The organism is Nocardiopsis oceani (assembly GCF_054777395.1).
On record NZ_BAAHAR010000022.1, the window covers coordinates 37571 to 52779 of the forward strand.

At 70.0% G+C, this 15209-nt stretch carries 13 protein-coding genes and 1 pseudogene; 6 read left to right on the top strand and 8 right to left on the bottom strand.

The window, feature by feature from the left end; all coding sequences use genetic code 11:
- Positions 1 to 45 precede the first annotated feature (45 nt).
- Positions 46 to 669, top strand: a complete 624-nt coding sequence (locus tag ACYVDG_RS14535; RefSeq protein WP_460751431.1) for a hypothetical protein — start codon at positions 46 to 48, stop codon at positions 667 to 669.
- 54 nt (positions 670 to 723) lie between these two features.
- On the opposite strand, the gene ACYVDG_RS14540 is transcribed toward ACYVDG_RS14535, so the two are convergent.
- The 7 genes from ACYVDG_RS14540 to alr form a co-directional block, all read right to left on the bottom strand.
- Positions 724 to 1680, bottom strand: a complete 957-nt coding sequence (locus tag ACYVDG_RS14540; protein ID WP_460751434.1) for a zinc-binding dehydrogenase — start codon at positions 1678 to 1680, stop codon at positions 724 to 726.
- Between the two features lie 43 nt (positions 1681 to 1723).
- Positions 1724 to 1954, bottom strand: coding sequence for a hypothetical protein (locus ACYVDG_RS14545; RefSeq protein WP_460751437.1), 231 nt, complete (start codon positions 1952 to 1954; stop codon positions 1724 to 1726).
- 183 nt (positions 1955 to 2137) lie between these two features.
- On the bottom strand, positions 2138 to 3169 hold the full coding sequence (tsaD, locus tag ACYVDG_RS14550; RefSeq protein ID WP_460751441.1) for a tRNA (adenosine(37)-N6)-threonylcarbamoyltransferase complex transferase subunit TsaD: 1032 nt from the start codon (positions 3167 to 3169) through the stop codon (positions 2138 to 2140).
- Entirely contained in the window at positions 3162 to 3635 is a 474-nt protein-coding gene (gene rimI / locus ACYVDG_RS14555; protein ID WP_460751444.1) for a ribosomal protein S18-alanine N-acetyltransferase, read from the bottom strand. Before rimI ends, tsaD begins: the two co-directional genes overlap by 8 nt.
- On the bottom strand, positions 3623 to 4294 hold the full coding sequence (gene tsaB, locus ACYVDG_RS14560; protein WP_460751448.1) for a tRNA (adenosine(37)-N6)-threonylcarbamoyltransferase complex dimerization subunit type 1 TsaB: 672 nt from the start codon (positions 4292 to 4294) through the stop codon (positions 3623 to 3625). The genes rimI and tsaB overlap by 13 nt, the downstream gene beginning before the upstream one ends.
- 10 nt (positions 4295 to 4304) lie before the next feature.
- Positions 4305 to 4817 (bottom strand): tRNA (adenosine(37)-N6)-threonylcarbamoyltransferase complex ATPase subunit type 1 TsaE, encoded by a 513-nt coding sequence (gene tsaE, locus ACYVDG_RS14565; protein WP_460751451.1) that lies wholly within the window; start codon positions 4815 to 4817, stop codon positions 4305 to 4307.
- A gap of 97 nt (positions 4818 to 4914) precedes the next feature.
- On the bottom strand, positions 4915 to 6057 hold the full coding sequence (alr, locus tag ACYVDG_RS14570; protein WP_460751455.1) for an alanine racemase: 1143 nt from the start codon (positions 6055 to 6057) through the stop codon (positions 4915 to 4917).
- A gap of 89 nt (positions 6058 to 6146) precedes the next feature.
- Here alr and ACYVDG_RS14575 point away from each other — a divergent pair, with 89 nt between their 5' ends.
- Positions 6147 to 6779: a DUF6069 family protein gene (locus ACYVDG_RS14575; protein ID WP_460751459.1), complete on the top strand. Its 633-nt coding sequence runs from the start codon at positions 6147 to 6149 to the stop codon at positions 6777 to 6779.
- 84 nt (positions 6780 to 6863) lie between these two features.
- Here the strand turns inward: ACYVDG_RS14575 and ACYVDG_RS14580 are convergent, their stop codons facing one another.
- Positions 6864 to 8096, bottom strand: coding sequence for an ROK family transcriptional regulator (locus ACYVDG_RS14580; RefSeq protein WP_460751462.1), 1233 nt, complete (start codon positions 8094 to 8096; stop codon positions 6864 to 6866).
- A 115-nt stretch (positions 8097 to 8211) separates the two neighbouring features.
- Here ACYVDG_RS14580 and ACYVDG_RS14585 point away from each other — a divergent pair, with 115 nt between their 5' ends.
- The 4 genes and pseudogenes from ACYVDG_RS14585 to ACYVDG_RS14600 all read left to right on the top strand — a co-directional run bounded on the left by ACYVDG_RS14585 (position 8212) and on the right by ACYVDG_RS14600 (position 15159).
- Entirely contained in the window at positions 8212 to 9393 is a 1182-nt protein-coding gene (locus tag ACYVDG_RS14585) for a Gfo/Idh/MocA family protein (RefSeq protein ID WP_460751708.1), read from the top strand.
- Positions 9394 to 9464: 71 nt separating this feature from the next.
- Positions 9465 to 9737, top strand: a pseudogene (locus ACYVDG_RS14590) (sugar phosphate isomerase/epimerase); the annotation flags it as partial.
- A gap of 175 nt (positions 9738 to 9912) precedes the next feature.
- Entirely contained in the window at positions 9913 to 14244 is a 4332-nt protein-coding gene (locus ACYVDG_RS14595; protein ID WP_460751465.1) for a ThuA domain-containing protein, read from the top strand.
- A 135-nt stretch (positions 14245 to 14379) separates the two neighbouring features.
- Positions 14380 to 15159, top strand: coding sequence for a hypothetical protein (locus ACYVDG_RS14600; RefSeq protein ID WP_460751468.1), 780 nt, complete (start codon positions 14380 to 14382; stop codon positions 15157 to 15159).
- Positions 15160 to 15209 lie beyond the last annotated feature (50 nt).

Sequence of the window (15209 nt, forward strand, 5' to 3'; positions counted from 1 at the left end):
CGGCCGCCTACGGCCGCACACCCGCAGTCGCGACCGGGAGGGCCGATGCCATACCACGCAGAACCGCTGCGCCCGTCCGAGCGCTGGCCGCACGTGGAGTGGTGGGTGCCGCTCATGGCCGCGTGCGCGACCCTCCAACGGGCAGACCCCGCCGTCCTCCTGTCACCCCTGGACGTATCCGGCCCACCGGCCCTACTGCACGCGGCTTGGGACGGGGGGCCCGCGACCCGCGTCTCCCCCGGCGCCGACACGGACGCAGAGGACCTCCGCCGACTCCTGGGGAGTGCCGCCCCTGGCCGTGAGGTGAGGGCGGCTCTCCCCGGACACGAGGGGGAGTTCTGGGCGCCCCATGCGCACGCCCCCGTCCGGGTGCGCTACGCCTGGCTCCTGGACCAGCTCTCCATCGACTCCACTCACTGGCATATGAAGCGCCTGAACCTGCTCTCCGTGGAAGCGGACCAGGCATCGGAGTCCGCCGAGGTCACCGTAGAGGTACTCGACGCCCCTGGCACAGTGGTCGCCCGTGTCCCCCTGCTTAGGGGCGAGGAGCTGGTCGGCGCCCCCGACTGGATCGCTGGTCGGGTCCGTGCGGCGCTAGCAGAGGGCAGCAGTAGGCCGTTGCACGAACAGCCCGGCACTCCACCGCGCCTGATCGAACTGCCCCGTTAGCCCAGGGCTCCGACCCGGCACCGGCTCCTCCCCGGACAGGCGGGCGGACACCCGTCAGGGAGTGAAGACGACCTTGCCGAACAGCTCCCCGTCGGCCATCGCCCGGAAGCCCTCGCGCGCGTCCTTCAACGGCAGCACCCGGTCGATCTCCGGCCGAACACCGGTACGCACGCACATCTCCGCCAGGGCCGCCAGTTCCTCCCTGGTGCCCATGGTGGAACCCAGCACCCGGAGCTGGAGGAAGAACACCCTGGTGAGCTCGGCGGAGGGGGCGTCCCCGCTGGTCGCACCGCAGGTGACGATGGCGCCGCCCGGCTTCAGCGCTCGGATCGAGTGCTTCCAGGTGGCCTGGCCGACCGAGTCGAAGACCGCGTCCACCTTCTCCGGCAGGCGCTCGCCGGACGGAACCGCGGCGTATGCGCCCAGTTCCAGGGCCTTGGCCCGCTTCTCCTCGCTCCGGCTGGTGACGTACACCCGGTGCCCGACCTGGCTGGCCAGCTTGATCAGCGCCACCGAGACCCCTCCCCCAGCGCCCTGCACGAGCACAGTGGAGCCGGGCCGCAGGTCGGACTTGCCGAACAGCATGCTGTAGGCGGTCAGCCACGCGGTCGGCAGGCACGCGGCCTCCTCGAAGGAGAGCTCGGGGGGCTTCGGCACCAGGTTCTCCCTAGGAACCAGCACCTTCTCCGCGAGGGTTCCGTCGTAGACCTCGGAGAGCAGCGAGTACCGGGGGGTCTTGCCGGGCTTGGCGGGCTCGGTGACCACCCCGTGCACGATGACCTCGTTGCCGTCCTCGTCGACCCCGGCGGCGTCCCCGCCCAGGATCATCGGCAGCCGGTCCTCGCCCAGCGCGACCCCGCGCAGGCTCCAGATGTCGTGGTGGTTGAGCGAGGCGGCCCTGACCCGGACCGTCGTCCACCCTTCACGGGGTTCGGGGTCCGGGCGCTCGCCCGCCTCCAGCCCGGAGAGCGGGTCGTCGAACGAGATGTGTGCTGCGGTGATAGCGAACATACCCGTACCCAACCACGCCGACCGAGCCGGGTTCTAGTCCCGGTCAAATGTCGAAGAACATGGTGAACCGGCTGACGAATCCGAGCACGAGGAAGGCCAGCAAGCAGATGAGCGCGGTTTCCAGGTCCCCTTGGGTGAGGGCGTAGATGCCCACGACCACCGCGGCCAGCGTGAGGATGCTCAGCACACAGCCCACACCGAACATCAGTTCCTCACCGAAGACCAAGAGGGCGATGATCCCGCCTACCCCGAGCAATCCCAGAACGATGAACACAGCACCCTCCCTTCCGGCCGCGCACGCCGCCCCGTCACCGGCGACCGCGCGGACCTCAATGGTGCGGAGAAACGCTCCCGGCCGCTATCGGCAACCTTTCAGGGTGCGCACCACCGGCCCCCAAGCACCAAGAAGCCCCGCCGGTCCGGTACGGATCGGCGGGGCCCCAGGGAAACGGTTCGACTACACGGCCAGCGGGGAGCCCACCGGGAGGGAGGTGTCCGTGGCCAGGTCCAGGGACGACGGAGGCATCCCTGCGGAGAGCACCTCGGCGCCGAGGGCGGCGATCATCGCGCCGTTGTCCGTGCACAGACGGGGACGGGGGACGCGGAGTTCGATCCCGGCCTCCTGGCAGCGCTGTTCGGCCAGGGAGCGCAGCGCGGAGTTGGCCGCCACCCCGCCGCTGATCACCAGGGTGCTCACCCCGTGTTCGACGCAGGCGTCCACCGCCTTGCGGGTGAGCACGTCCACCACCGACTCCTGGAAGGCGGCGGCGATGTCGGCGACCACGAGCGGGTAACCCTTGCGGTCGGAGTCCTCCACGTGGCGGGCGACCGCGGTCTTGAGCCCGGAGAAGGAGAAGTCGTAGGTCCCGTCGCCCCACTTGCCGCGCGGGAAACGGATCGCCTTCGGATTGCCGCGCTGGGCGTGCTTGTCGATGGGCGGCCCTCCCGGATAGGGCAGCTCCAGCAGCCGGGCGACCTTGTCGTAGGCCTCACCTGCCGCGTCGTCGACGGTGTCACCGAGCGACACCACGTCGGTGGCGAGGTCGTTCACCAGCAGAAGGGAGGTGTGGCCGCCTGACACGAGGAGGGCGATCGAGGGTTTGGGGAGGGGCCCGTGCTCCAGCTGGTCGACGGCGACGTGTCCAACCAGGTGGTTGACCCCGTACAGCGGTTTGCCGAGCGCCATGGCGTAGGCCTTGGCGGCGGAGACCCCCACGAGGAGCGCACCGGCCAGACCGGGACCCGCGGTGACGGCGACGGCGTCGACGTCGGACAGCTTCACCCCCGCGTTGTCCAAGGCCCGGTGCACGGTGGGCGTCATCGCTTCGAGGTGGGCGCGGCTGGCCACCTCGGGCACGACACCGCCGAAGCGCACGTGCTGGTCGACGCTGGAGGCAACCGAGTCGCCGAGCAGTTCGCAGCCGCGGACCAGGGCCACACCGGTCTCGTCGCAGGACGTCTCGATCCCCAGGATCAACGGCTCACTCATGGCTCCCCTTCTCCGCGACGCGCCGCATGACGATCGCGTCCGCCCCCTTGTAGTAGCCCCGGCGCACACCGATCGCCTCGAAGCCGAAGCGCTTGTACAGGTCCTGCGCGCGCGGGTTGTCCGAGCGCACCTCGAGGAACATGTGGGTGACACCGCGCGCCTCGGCCTGGTTCAGGAGTTCGGTGAGCAGGGCGCGCCCGACCCCCTGTCCCCAGACGCTCTCGGTGACGGCCATGGTCTGCACGTCGCCCTCGGGCGGGACGAACCGCAGCCCGGCGTAGCCGACGACGGCACCGTCGGACTCGGCCACCACGTAGTGGCGGCTGGCGGTCTCGCCGAACTCGTCGCGGAGCATGCCCTCGCTCCAGGCGTCCTCCGGGAACAGGGCGCGTTCCAGGACCATGACGGCCGGCACGTCGTCGGTCGTCATCGGGCGCAGGCGCACCCGCGCGTTTACTTCACCCACTGTCGGACCTTCTTCGGAGCGCCGGGCGCGATCGCGTCGGGACGGCGCAGGTAGAGGGGGTTGGGTTCGGGCAGGCTCTCCCCGCTGTGCAACCGGAGGAGAGCCAGTTCGGCCATGGCGGCCGCGTCCGGGAGCAGCGGTTCCTGAACCTCTTGGCCGAGCGCCTCGGCGTATATCCGGGCCCCTTCCCCGACCAGCGGCAGGCCCTCGGTGTCGATCTCGGCGGGCCGGTCGACGCGCACCTCGCCCACGCGGGTGAGGTGGTCGTCGTAGCGCGCCCAGAACACCTCTTTGCGGCGGGCGTCGGTCAGGCCCAGGAACGGAGCCGTCCGCTTGGTCGCGAAGGCCAGCGCGTCCAGGGTCGCGACCCCGTGGCAGGGGACGCCCAGGGCGTCGGCCAGGGCGTGGCCGGTGGCCAGGCCGACCCGCAGGCCCGTGTAGGGGCCCGGGCCGGTGCCGACCGCGATGTGGTCGAGGTCGCTCAGGACCAGCCCCGACTCGTCCAGGAGGCCCTGGATGGTGGGTGTGAGGAGTTCGCCGTGGCGGCGCGCGTCCACCGAACTCGCACTGGCGCGCAGCGTGAAGGCACCGTCGGGGGCGGTCTCGCCGATGGCGGCGGTCACCGCGGGGGTGGCGGTGTCGAAGGCCAAGAGCAGCACGGGTGTCCGCCTATCCGTTGCCGGCTGCGCTGCCGGGCAGGTCGATGTCGGCCCACCGGGCGCCGACCGGGCGCAGATGGACGATGCGTGTGTCGTCGGGATGGCGCTCGATCCGGATCTCCAGCCGGTCGTCGGCCAGTCCTTCGGCCACGTCCTCTCCCCACTCGACGACGGTGACGGAGTCGGGGAGGGTCATGTCCAGGTCGATGTCGTCGATCTCGTCGGGTCCGCCGAGCCGGTAGGCGTCGACGTGCACGAGGGCGGGTCCGCCGACCAGTGAGGGATGGATCCGGGAGATGACGAAGGTGGGCGAGGTGACCGGCCCTCGAACGCTCAGGCCCTGTCCCAGGCCTTGGGTGAAGGTGGTCTTACCCGCGCCCAACGGCCCGGAGAGGATGATCAGGTCTCCGGGGCGGGAGAGGGCGGCGAGGTCACGGCCGAGAACGCGCATGTCCTCGTCCGTCGCGGCCGTGACCGCTCGGACGGTGGGCGCGCCTGTGGCGGTGGCTGTGGTGTCTGTCATCGTTCTCGTCAGTGTCGGTGGTGGTCGGGCGGCGACCGAGCGCGCCTAGAGGTCCCTCTTCACCCAGGTTAGGCGGGTTGGAGGCGGTTCGTGACCGTTATCGGGGAGAGCGTTGGCCCCCGCTGACGTACTCGCGGGGCACCCGGGCACCGACCCGCGTGACGATCTCGTACGGGATGGTGTCCAGGACCTCGGCCCAGTCCTCGGCGGTCGGGACGGCCGGATACTCGTTCGGATCGCCGAACAGTACCGCGTACTCGCCTGCCTCCACCGGGTCGTCTCCCACATCGACAACAAACTGGTCCATACAGACTGTTCCCGCGATGACGCGGGGACGGCCGCCGAGAAGGACGGGGCCCTTGTTGGTGGCGGCCCGGGGAACGCCGTCGGCGTAGCCCAACGGCACGAGGGCCAGCGTGGTCTCGTCCTCGGTGAAGTAGCGGTGACCGTAGGAGACACCGCTGCCCTCGGCCACCCGCTTAGTGAGGGCGACCTTGGACTCGAGGGTCATCGCGGGCCGCAATCCGGGCACGTCGTAATCGGGAATCGGACAGAGTCCGTAACTAGCAATTCCACCGCGGACCAGATCGAAACGCGCCTCCGGAAGGGTCAGCAGCGCGGCCGAGTTGGCGATGTGGCGGACCTCGGGGGCCAGCCCCACCTTGTCCGCGGCCTCCAGCGCCTCGTGGAACACCTCGAGTTGCGCCCGGATCGACGGGTGCCCGGGTTCGTCGGCACAGGCGAAGTGCGACCACACCCCGCTCACCTTCAGAACGCCTTCCTCCTCCGCCTGCGCGGCGGCACCGACCACCGACTCCCAGTCCGCCTGGTCGACACCGCCCCGGTGCAGACCGGTGTCGGCCTTCAGCTGCACTCGGGCGGCCCGGCCCAGGCGGCGGGCCTCCGCGATGACCTCGTCGAGGACCGCGCGGCCGCTCACCCCGAGGTCGATGTCCGCCTCGATCGCCTCGCCCACCGGTTCGCCCGGCGGGATGATCCACGACAGCACCGGAACAGTGATCCCGGCCCGACGCAGCTCCAGCCCTTCCTTGATGAACGCGGTGCCCAACCAGGTCGCGCCGCCCTCGATCAGCGCGTGCGCGGCGGGCAGCATCCCGTGCCCGTATCCGTCGGCCTTGACCACACCCATGAGGGGTGTCCCCGCGGCCAGCTCACGGAGCAGCCGAGCGTTGGAGGTGATCGCGTCGAGATCGACGCGGGCGTGCGCGAAAGGAGCCATACCCACAGTGTTCCACGCGTGGGTTACCGCTGCGGAGCTGCGGGTAGGTGGCCTACGACCGAGTTCGAGCCCTATTTAGGGATATCGGTATGAACGAAACCGGAAGTGAACGAGCCGTCAATGTGACCCGGCTCTGGTCAGGTGGCCTGGCCACCGCGATCGTCGCCGCACTGGTCATCTTCGCGGGCACCCTGGTCGTCCGAGGGGTCTTCGGGGTCCCCATACTGGCGCCGGAGGAAGCGGGTCACCTCGGTGACGCCGGAACGGTCGGATACGCGCTTCTGGCAGGTGTGATCGCTCTTTTGGCGACCGCCCTGCTGCACATGCTGTTGATGTCCGCGCCCCGAGCGCTCTCGTTCTTCGGCTGGATCGTAGGGCTGGCCACGGCCATCGCGGCCGTCGCGCCCTTCACTCAGGGCGCCGAGCCCGCCAGCCAGGTCGCCACCGGTCTGATCAACCTGGTGTGCGGTCTCGCGATCGCCTCGCTGCTGCGCGGGGTCGGCCGGAGCTCGATCGTCAGCGGTGTTCCGGAGACGCCGGATGCGCGTCCGGGCCGCGCACTGCGGCACGAGGGCGTCCTTCCCGACGTGGGCCAGAGGGAGTACGACCCCGCGCGCTACCGCGCGATGGAGGAAGACGCCGAGTACGACGCCGCCCGCGCCCGCGCGAAGGTACAGAAGGCAGAGGAGGACCGTGCCCGTTACGGCACCCGCGAGGACTGACCAAGCACCCGAGAGCACCACAGGGGGCGGGGACCCGGAAGGGACCCCGCCCCCTTCGCGTGCCCTCCGCGGCTGACCGGCCGGTCAGCCGCCCATCACGAGGGTCTCGACGTGCTCTGCGCTCAGGCAGTGCTCGATGACCATGACGGCGGCACCGATCACGCCCGCGCCCTCCCCCGCCTTGGACGAGACGATGCTCAGGTGCTCGGTGGCCAAGGGCAGGGACCGCTGGTAGATGATCTCCCTGACCCCGGCGAGCAGGTGGTCACCGGCCTGGGCGAGTGCGCCCCCGATGACGATCACCGAGGGGTTGAACATGTTGACCGAGGCGGCCAGGACCTCCCCGACGTCGCGTCCGGCTTGGCGTAGCGCGCGCAGGGCCGGGACGGATCCGCTGCGGGACAGCTCGACCACGTCGCGGGCGCCCGAGGCCGGGACGCCCTCCTCGGTGAGCGCCTCCGCGAGCGCGTGTCCGCTGGCCACGGCCTCGAGGCAGCCCGTGTTGCCGCAACGGCAGGGCTTGTCCGCGCCGCTGGGGACGTGGATGTGCCCCATGTCCCCGGCCGCGCCCTGAGCACCTCGGTAGACGTTGCCTTCGCTGACGATCCCGCAGCCGATACCGGTGGCGACCTTGACGAACAGCAGATGGCTCGCGGTGGGCCAGGCGACGTGGTGCTCCCCGATCGCCATGATGTTGACGTCGTTGTCCACCAGCACGGGCCGGGCGATGCTCTCGTTCACGTAGCCGGCGACGTCGAAGTGGTCCCAGCCCGGCATGATCGGCGGGTTGACCGCGCGCCCCGTGGAGTGCTGGACCGGGCCGGGCAGGCCCACACCGAAACCGAGAAGCTGGTCGGTGGTGCGTCCCGCCCCCTCCAGTAGGGCCCGACCGTGCTCCACCACCCAGTCGAGGACGGTTTCGGGGCCCAGCGCGATGTCGATGTCCGCGCGGTCCTCGGCGAGCACGGTCCCCGACATGTCGGTGAGGGCCAGCCGTGCGTGCGTGGCACCGAGGTCGGCGGCGAGGACGACCCGTGCGCTGGGCTGGAAGGAGAAGGTCGTCGGCGGCCGGCCACCGGTCGATACGGCCTCACCGGCCGGGCCGATCAGGCCGCTGGCCAAGAGCGCGTCGACGCGCTGAGTGACCGTGGATCGGGCCAGGCCGGTAACGGAGGCCAGTTCGGAACGGGTTCGTGGTCTGCCGTCGCGGAGCAACCGGAGCAGGGTTCCGGCACCTGGCGCGGCTGTCGTGGTGGCCGGGTTCCGCAGGGGTGTCGCCCCCGGTCCCTCCGTGGCCGTCAGCGCGTCTTCCGTCATGCGACCAGTGAAGCACAGGATCTATTGAACAACTGACCTCCATCTAATTTGCCCATATCAGGCAACTTATGCTTGACCTTCGACATAAGTCAGACGTAACGTCTCGGACATGTCAGTGAAGAAGGTCACAAATCCGGATGAGCACTCAGCATCCGGACCGGGCACCCCCGAGACCTACCGAGCCGCGGTGATCGGAACCGGCTTCATGGGCCGGGTCCACTCCCACGCCGTGCGCGCCTCGGGAGGCGAGGTCGTCGGGGTCGCCGGATCCTCCTCCGCCAAGGCCGAGCGGTTCCGCGCCGCCAACGGCATCGCCAGGGCGCACGCCGACGCTCTCGAACTCATCCACAGCCCCGACGTGGACGTGGTGCACGTGTGCACCCCCAACCACCTGCACGCCTCACTGAGCCTCGCCGCCCTCGCCGCCGGAAAGCACGTCGTCTGCGAGAAGCCGCTGGCCACCGACGCCGCGACCGCTCGGCGCCTCGCCCTGGCCGCCGACGAGGCCGACAGGGTCGCCGTCGTCCCCTTCGTCTACCGCTTCCACCCCATGGCCCGCGAAGCCCGCGCCCAGGTCGCCGCCGGAGCCGTAGGCCGGGTCAGCCTCGCGCACGGCGGTTACCTCCAGGACTGGCTCCTCTACCCGGAGGAGGACAACTGGCGCGTCGACCCGGACGTCGGCGGCCCCTCCCGGGCCTTCGGCGACATCGGCTCGCACTGGTGCGACATGCTCGAGTTCGTCACCGGCGACCGCATCACCTCGGTCAGCGCCCAGACCTCGCGCATCGCCGAGAACCGCGGCGCCAACGGCGGACGGGCGGTCACCACCGAGGACCTGGTGACCTTCCAGTTCGCCACCGGGCGCGGTGCGGTCGGCAGCGCCGTGATCAGCCAGGTCTCCCCCGGCCGCAAGAACCAGCTCGTGCTGGAGGTGTCGGGCACCGAGGGTTCACTGCGCTTCGACCAGGAACGCCCCGAGACCCTGTGGGCGGGCGGACGGGGGCGCACCGAAACCATCTCCCGCGACGACCCCGCGCTCAGCCCCGACGCAGCTCGCTTCATCACACTCCCGGTCGGCCACCCGCAGGGGTACCAGGACTGCTTCAACGCCTTGATCGCGGACACCGGGGCCGCCATCTCCGGGAAGGAGCCCGAGGGCCTGCCCGTCTTCGCCGACGGACTGCGGGCCGCCGTTATCGCCGAGTCCGTCCTTGCCTCGGCGCAGGAGCGCCGCTGGGTCGAAGTCCCAGACGTCGACGGGCCCTCCCCCAGCGCCCCAGAGGCAGACGAGTCATGACCACCGACCCCCGCCCCAAGGGAACCGGAGCAGCCGCGCCGGAGGCGTCCGTCGAGGGCGGAGACCGGCCCCGGGCGGGCCGGGTGCACCATGCCCGAGTTTCTGCGAACGACCGAGGGGCGCTAGGCGCCGACCACCTGGAGCGGTCACGGACCGTAACCGCATTGGGCAAATCAGGTTACTCAGGCCCCCTGGTCATCGAGTCGTTCGCAGCGGACAATGCCAGCATCGACACGGCCGCGTCCGTGTGGCGTCCCCTCGCCGCCGCCCAGGACGCGATCGCAGTCGACGGCCTGTCCTTCCTCCGTTCCTTGCCCCCGACGAAAGGAGCCGCTGTGGACTGAGCCACCGATGAGGCGGCCACCCCCCGCTTCCGAACGCGATAGCAGGTACTCCCCAACGGTTCGCGCCCGCACCCGACCGACACCCGGTCGTCCCGCGAACGCGTAACCGTCCCTGCCGTCGGCGCCGGCACGCCGCACGGACTCATCGACCCCCCACCCCCAGGTGAGGTTTCCCGTGATCAAGAGACCCCTACGAGCGCTGGGCGCCATAACGGCGAGCATCGCGTTGGCCATCGGGCTGACGTCGGTCCCGGCACAGGCCGACGAGACCGAGCAGGACTCGTTCAACGCCCTGATCTTCTCCAAGACCAGCGGATTCCGACACGACTCCATCCCCTACGGCGTGGCCCTGTACGAGGCCCTCGCCGAGGAGCACGGCTTCGAGACCGAGCACACCGAAGACGCCGGCATCTTCAACGAGCAGGACCTGGCCGACTTCGACGCGGTCATCTGGCTCTCCACCACCGGCGACGTGCTGGACGAGGACCAGCAGGCCGCCTTCGAGGACTACATCCAGGACGGTGGCGGCTACGTCGGCGTCCACGCGGCCTCCGACACCCACTACGACTGGGAGTGGTACGGCGACCTGGTCGGGGCCTACTTCGCCAGCCACCCGCCCGGCACCCAAGACGCCGAGGTGATGGTCAACGACCGCGTCCACCCCTCCACCGACATGCTCCCGGCCAGCTGGGAGCGGCACGACGAATGGTACGACTTCGACGCCAGCCCTCGCGGTGACGTGCACGTCCTGGCGGGACTGAACGAGGAGTCCTACGAGGACGAGGTCGACCCGGGCGGACAGATGGGCTACGACCACCCGATCGCCTGGTGCCAGGAGTTCGACGGCGGAAAGTCCTGGTACACCGGCGGCGGCCACACCATCGAGTCCTTCTCCGAGGAGGATTTCGCCGACCACCTGTTGGGCGGCCTGGAATGGGCCGCCGGACAGGCCGAGGGCGACTGCGGCGCCACCGAGTGGGACAACTTCGAGAAAGTGACCCTGGCCCAAGGCGAGGAGAGCGTCGGAGAGCCCATGGGCATGGCGGTCCTGCCGGACGGCCGGGTCCTGCACACCTCCCGGGACGGCGAGGTGTCCCTGTGGTCCCCGGAGTCCTACAGCAGCGAGACCGTCGCCGATCTCCCCGTATACGACCACGACGAGGACGGGCTCCAGGGCGTGGCGCTGGACCCGGACTTCGAGGACAACGGGTGGGTGTACCTCTACTACGCGCCCGTCATCGACAGCGTCCCGTCAGGCGAGGCACCCGAGGAGGGCACCTGGGAGGACTTCGAACCCTACGAGGCGCACAACAACCTCTCCCGCTTCCAGCTGACCGACGGGGACTCCCCGGAGCTCGATCTGGACAGTGAAGAGGTGATCCTCGAGGTCGAGGCCACCCGCGGCATGTGCTGCCACGTGGGCGGCGACATCGACTTCGACGGTGACGGGAACCTCCTCCTGTCCACCGGCGACGACACCAGCGCCTTCGGATCCGACGGGTTCACACCGATCGACGAGCGCGAGAACCGCAACCCGGCCTTCGACGCCCAGCGCAGTTCGGCCAATACGAACGATTTGCGCGGCAAGCTGTTGCGCGTCTCGGTCAACGAGGACGGCAGCTACGACATCCCCGACGGCAACCTCTTCCCGACCGACGAGTACGGCGACGAGGACACCCGTCCGGAGATCCTGGCGATGGGTCTGCGCAACCCGTTCCGGTTCGCGGTCGACCAGACCGACAACAGCGTCTACCTGGGCGACTACGGGCCGGACGCGCCCGAGGCAGACCCGGACCGCGGCCCGGAGAACACGGTGACGTGGCACCACATCACGGAGGCGGCCAACATCGGCTGGCCGTACTGCATCGGCGACAACTCCGCCTACATCGACTACGACTACGAGACCGAGACCTCGGGTGAGCCGTTCGACTGCGACGCGCCGGTCAACACCTCACCGCTCAACACCGGCCTCGAGGAGTTGCCCCCGGTCACGCCCGCCCCGATCTGGTACAGCTACGAGGAATCCGAGGAGTTCCCGCACCTGGGCGAGGGCGGCGGCGGCCCCATGGGCGGTCCCGCCTACCACTTCGACCCCGACCTGGAGTCGGACAACAAGTGGCCCGAGTACTACGACGGCATTCCGCTGCTCTACGAGTGGACCCGCCAGTGGATCAAGCAGGTCCACCTGGACGACGACGGCGGGATCCTCGACATCACCGACACCGTGCCGGACATCGACCTGGCCAACCCCATGGACATGGAGTTCGGCCCGGACGGCGCGCTGTACGTGCTCGAGTACGGTTCGGGCTGGTTCGGCGGGTCCGAGGACTCGGCGATCTCCCGCATCGACTACACCGGCGCCGGGGACAGCCCCGTGGCCAGCATCGACACCGACACCACCTCCGGCCCCGCACCGCTGACCGTGGAGTTCTCCGGTGAGGACTCGCACCACCCGGGTGGCCAGGCCATCGAGTACGAGTGGTCGTTCGATGACGGCGAGACCTCGACCGAGGTCAACCCGACCCACACCTTCGAGGAGGAGGGCCGGTACACGGTCAACCTCACGGTCACGGACGAGGAGGAGCGCACGGGCCAGGCCACCGTGGCCATCACGGCGGGCAACACCGAGCCCGAGGTCGCCTTCGACACCCCGCACGACGGTTCGTTCTTCCACTGGGGCGACGAGATCCCGTTCGAGGTGTCCGTTGAGGACGCCGAGGACGGATCCATCGGCGACGGGATCGACTGCGACGAGGTGGAGGTCACCTCCTCGCTCGGACACGACACCCACGCCCACCCCTGGACCCAGTACGACAGCTGCGAGGACGTGAGCGCCACCGGCACCGACAGCGCCCACGGCCACGACATGAACATCTTCTGGGTCCTCCAGGCCGAGTACACCGACCAGGGCGGGGACGACGCGCCCGCGCTGACCGGAAGCGACGGGATCACGCTGAACCCGGCGCGCATGCAGGCCCAGTACTTCTCGGACAGCCAAGGCGTCCAGACCGAGGAGACGGAGGACTCCGAGGGCGGCCTGCGCAACCTGGGCGGCATCGGTGACGGTGACTGGGTCTCCTACGACCCGGTCAACCTGCACGGGGTCGAGGAGATCGACTTCCGTGTGGGCTCGGACGGGGAGGGCGGCGCCATCGAGGCCCGCGCTGACGCGCCCGACGGCGAGGTGCTCGGCAGCGTCGATGTCGAGCCCACCGGCGGCTGGCAGGACTGGACCGACGTCACCATGGAGGTGAGCGACCCGGGCGGGACGTTCGAGCTGTTCCTCGTGTTCGCCAACGAGGACACGGACGAAGACCTGTTCAACCTCAACTACTTCGAGGTGGACGCCGACCACGACGGCGGACACGGCGAAGGGCCCGAGACCGAGCTGACCAGCCCGGAGGACGGCGCGACCTACGAGGCGGGCGAGGACGTCCCACTCGCCGCGGAGGTCACCGACCACGGTGACGCCGGCATCGAGGAAGTCGAGTTCCTCGTCGACGGGGAGGCGGTCGCCACGGTGACCGACAGCCCGTACGAGGCCTCTTGGGAAGAAGCGGACGAGGGCGAGTACTCGGTCAGCGCGGTCGCCACCGACGGCGACGGTGAGACCGGTTCCTCGTCCACGCACTCGATCACGGTCGGCGACGAGTCCGATCCCACCGAGTGCGATCCGCCCAACGTGGACGACGGCTACCGCGCCCTGTGGGACGGGGAGTCCCTGGACGGCTGGAACATGGCCGGTCCGGGCGGCTTCGACATCGTCGACGAGGGCGACGGCTGCGTCTTGCAGACCGCCGGCGGGATGGGCCTGCTCTGGCACGAGGAGGAACTCGACTCCTTCCGGCTGAAGCTGGACTACCTCACCCACGAGGAGACCGACAACTCCGGCGTCTTCGTCGGGTTCCCCGACCCGGACGACGACCCCTGGGTCGCGGTCGACGAAGGCTACGAGGTCCAGATCGACCCGTACGGGGCGCCCGACGGCGACCCGATCGCCCAGACCGGCGCCATCTACAGCTTCCAGGCCGCGGACTCCCACCCGGAGGACGTCGGTGAGTGGAACACGATGGAGATCGAGGTCGAGGACCCGATGATCCGTGTCTGGATCAACGGCGAACTGGTCAACGAGTTCGAGAGCACCGAACCCGACCGGGACCTGTCGTCCGGGCACATCGGGCTGCAGAACCACGGTGACGACGACCTCGTCTGGTTCCGCGACGTCCAGGTCACCGACCTCGAGGACGACACGGAGCCGACCACCTTCGGCGAGGTCCAGGAGCGGGTCGACGCGCTCACCGAAGAGGGCGGCCTGACCAACTCCGAGGAGCGGCGGCTCACCCCGCAGCTGGAGCTCGGCGAGCACCACACCGACGTCGGCCGACCGGCCCAGGCCGACCGGTCCGTCGACCGCTTCGTCGCGGTCGTCGAGACCGTTGCCGACGACAACGCACGAGAGGAGTTGTTGGACCTGGCCGACGGGCTCAGGGCCCTGAGTACCGCCTGACCCGGATCTAGTCCCTGCTAGCACGGCGAACCGTGGCGGGGCCGGGAGCACCGGCCCCGCCGCACCCCCGCGGCGTCGTTCGCACGGCACACGCCGCCCGCAACCCGGCAAGTGTCAACCTGACAGGAGGTGCCCGTGAGCACCGAGCAGGAGCAGAGGAAGCGAGCCTCCGCTAAGAGCGAGAAGGCGTCCCCGGACACGACCGAGAAGGTCCACTCCGTGGATTCCACCCACACCACCTGGTGGCTGACCGGCGGATCAGTTCTGCTGGTCGGCGCCGTTGTCGCCGCGGTGGTGTTCGTCTTCATGGGAGGGGACGACCAGGTCACACCGGACCCGGAGCGCGTGGCCGAACTGGAGGCCTCCGCCGAGGAGCGCCACGTCGACCAGGTCGCGGACCTGATCGAACACACCAGGGCGGCGCACGACGAGGTGCTACCCGTTCTGGAGTCCCTGAACGAGGTGCTGCCCGCGGACGGGTCCGCGCCCTCCGAGGACTTCCCCGACACCGATGAGGTCGACGACTGGCACAGCACCGTCAGGAACGCCGGTGCGCACTTCGACCACGCCGACTCCGGCGAGACCGGCTTCAACATCACCCACACCGGCCTGAGCGGCTCCGTCGACCTGCTCGGGTCCGCGCTGACCGCCTACAACTCAGCGATCCAGGCCGACGGTGCCGAGCAGCTGGAGCTGCTCGAGCTCGCCGCGGACCTGCGCGACCAAGCGATCACGGCCTGGTCCGTGTCGGCCACCCAGCTCGACGTGGTCAGCATCGAGGCCGGGCACGGCCACATCCACCTCTACCTGCCCGCCGAGCCCGGCAGCGGCGCCCTCGAACCCGACGACGCGGAGGACGGCGACGAGGCCGTGGGCGACGGCGAAGACGGGGCCCCCGGACACGACGACCACTGACAGGAGGCCGCCGACGGCCGGTTGGCACCACCGCCAGCTGGCCGAAGGCC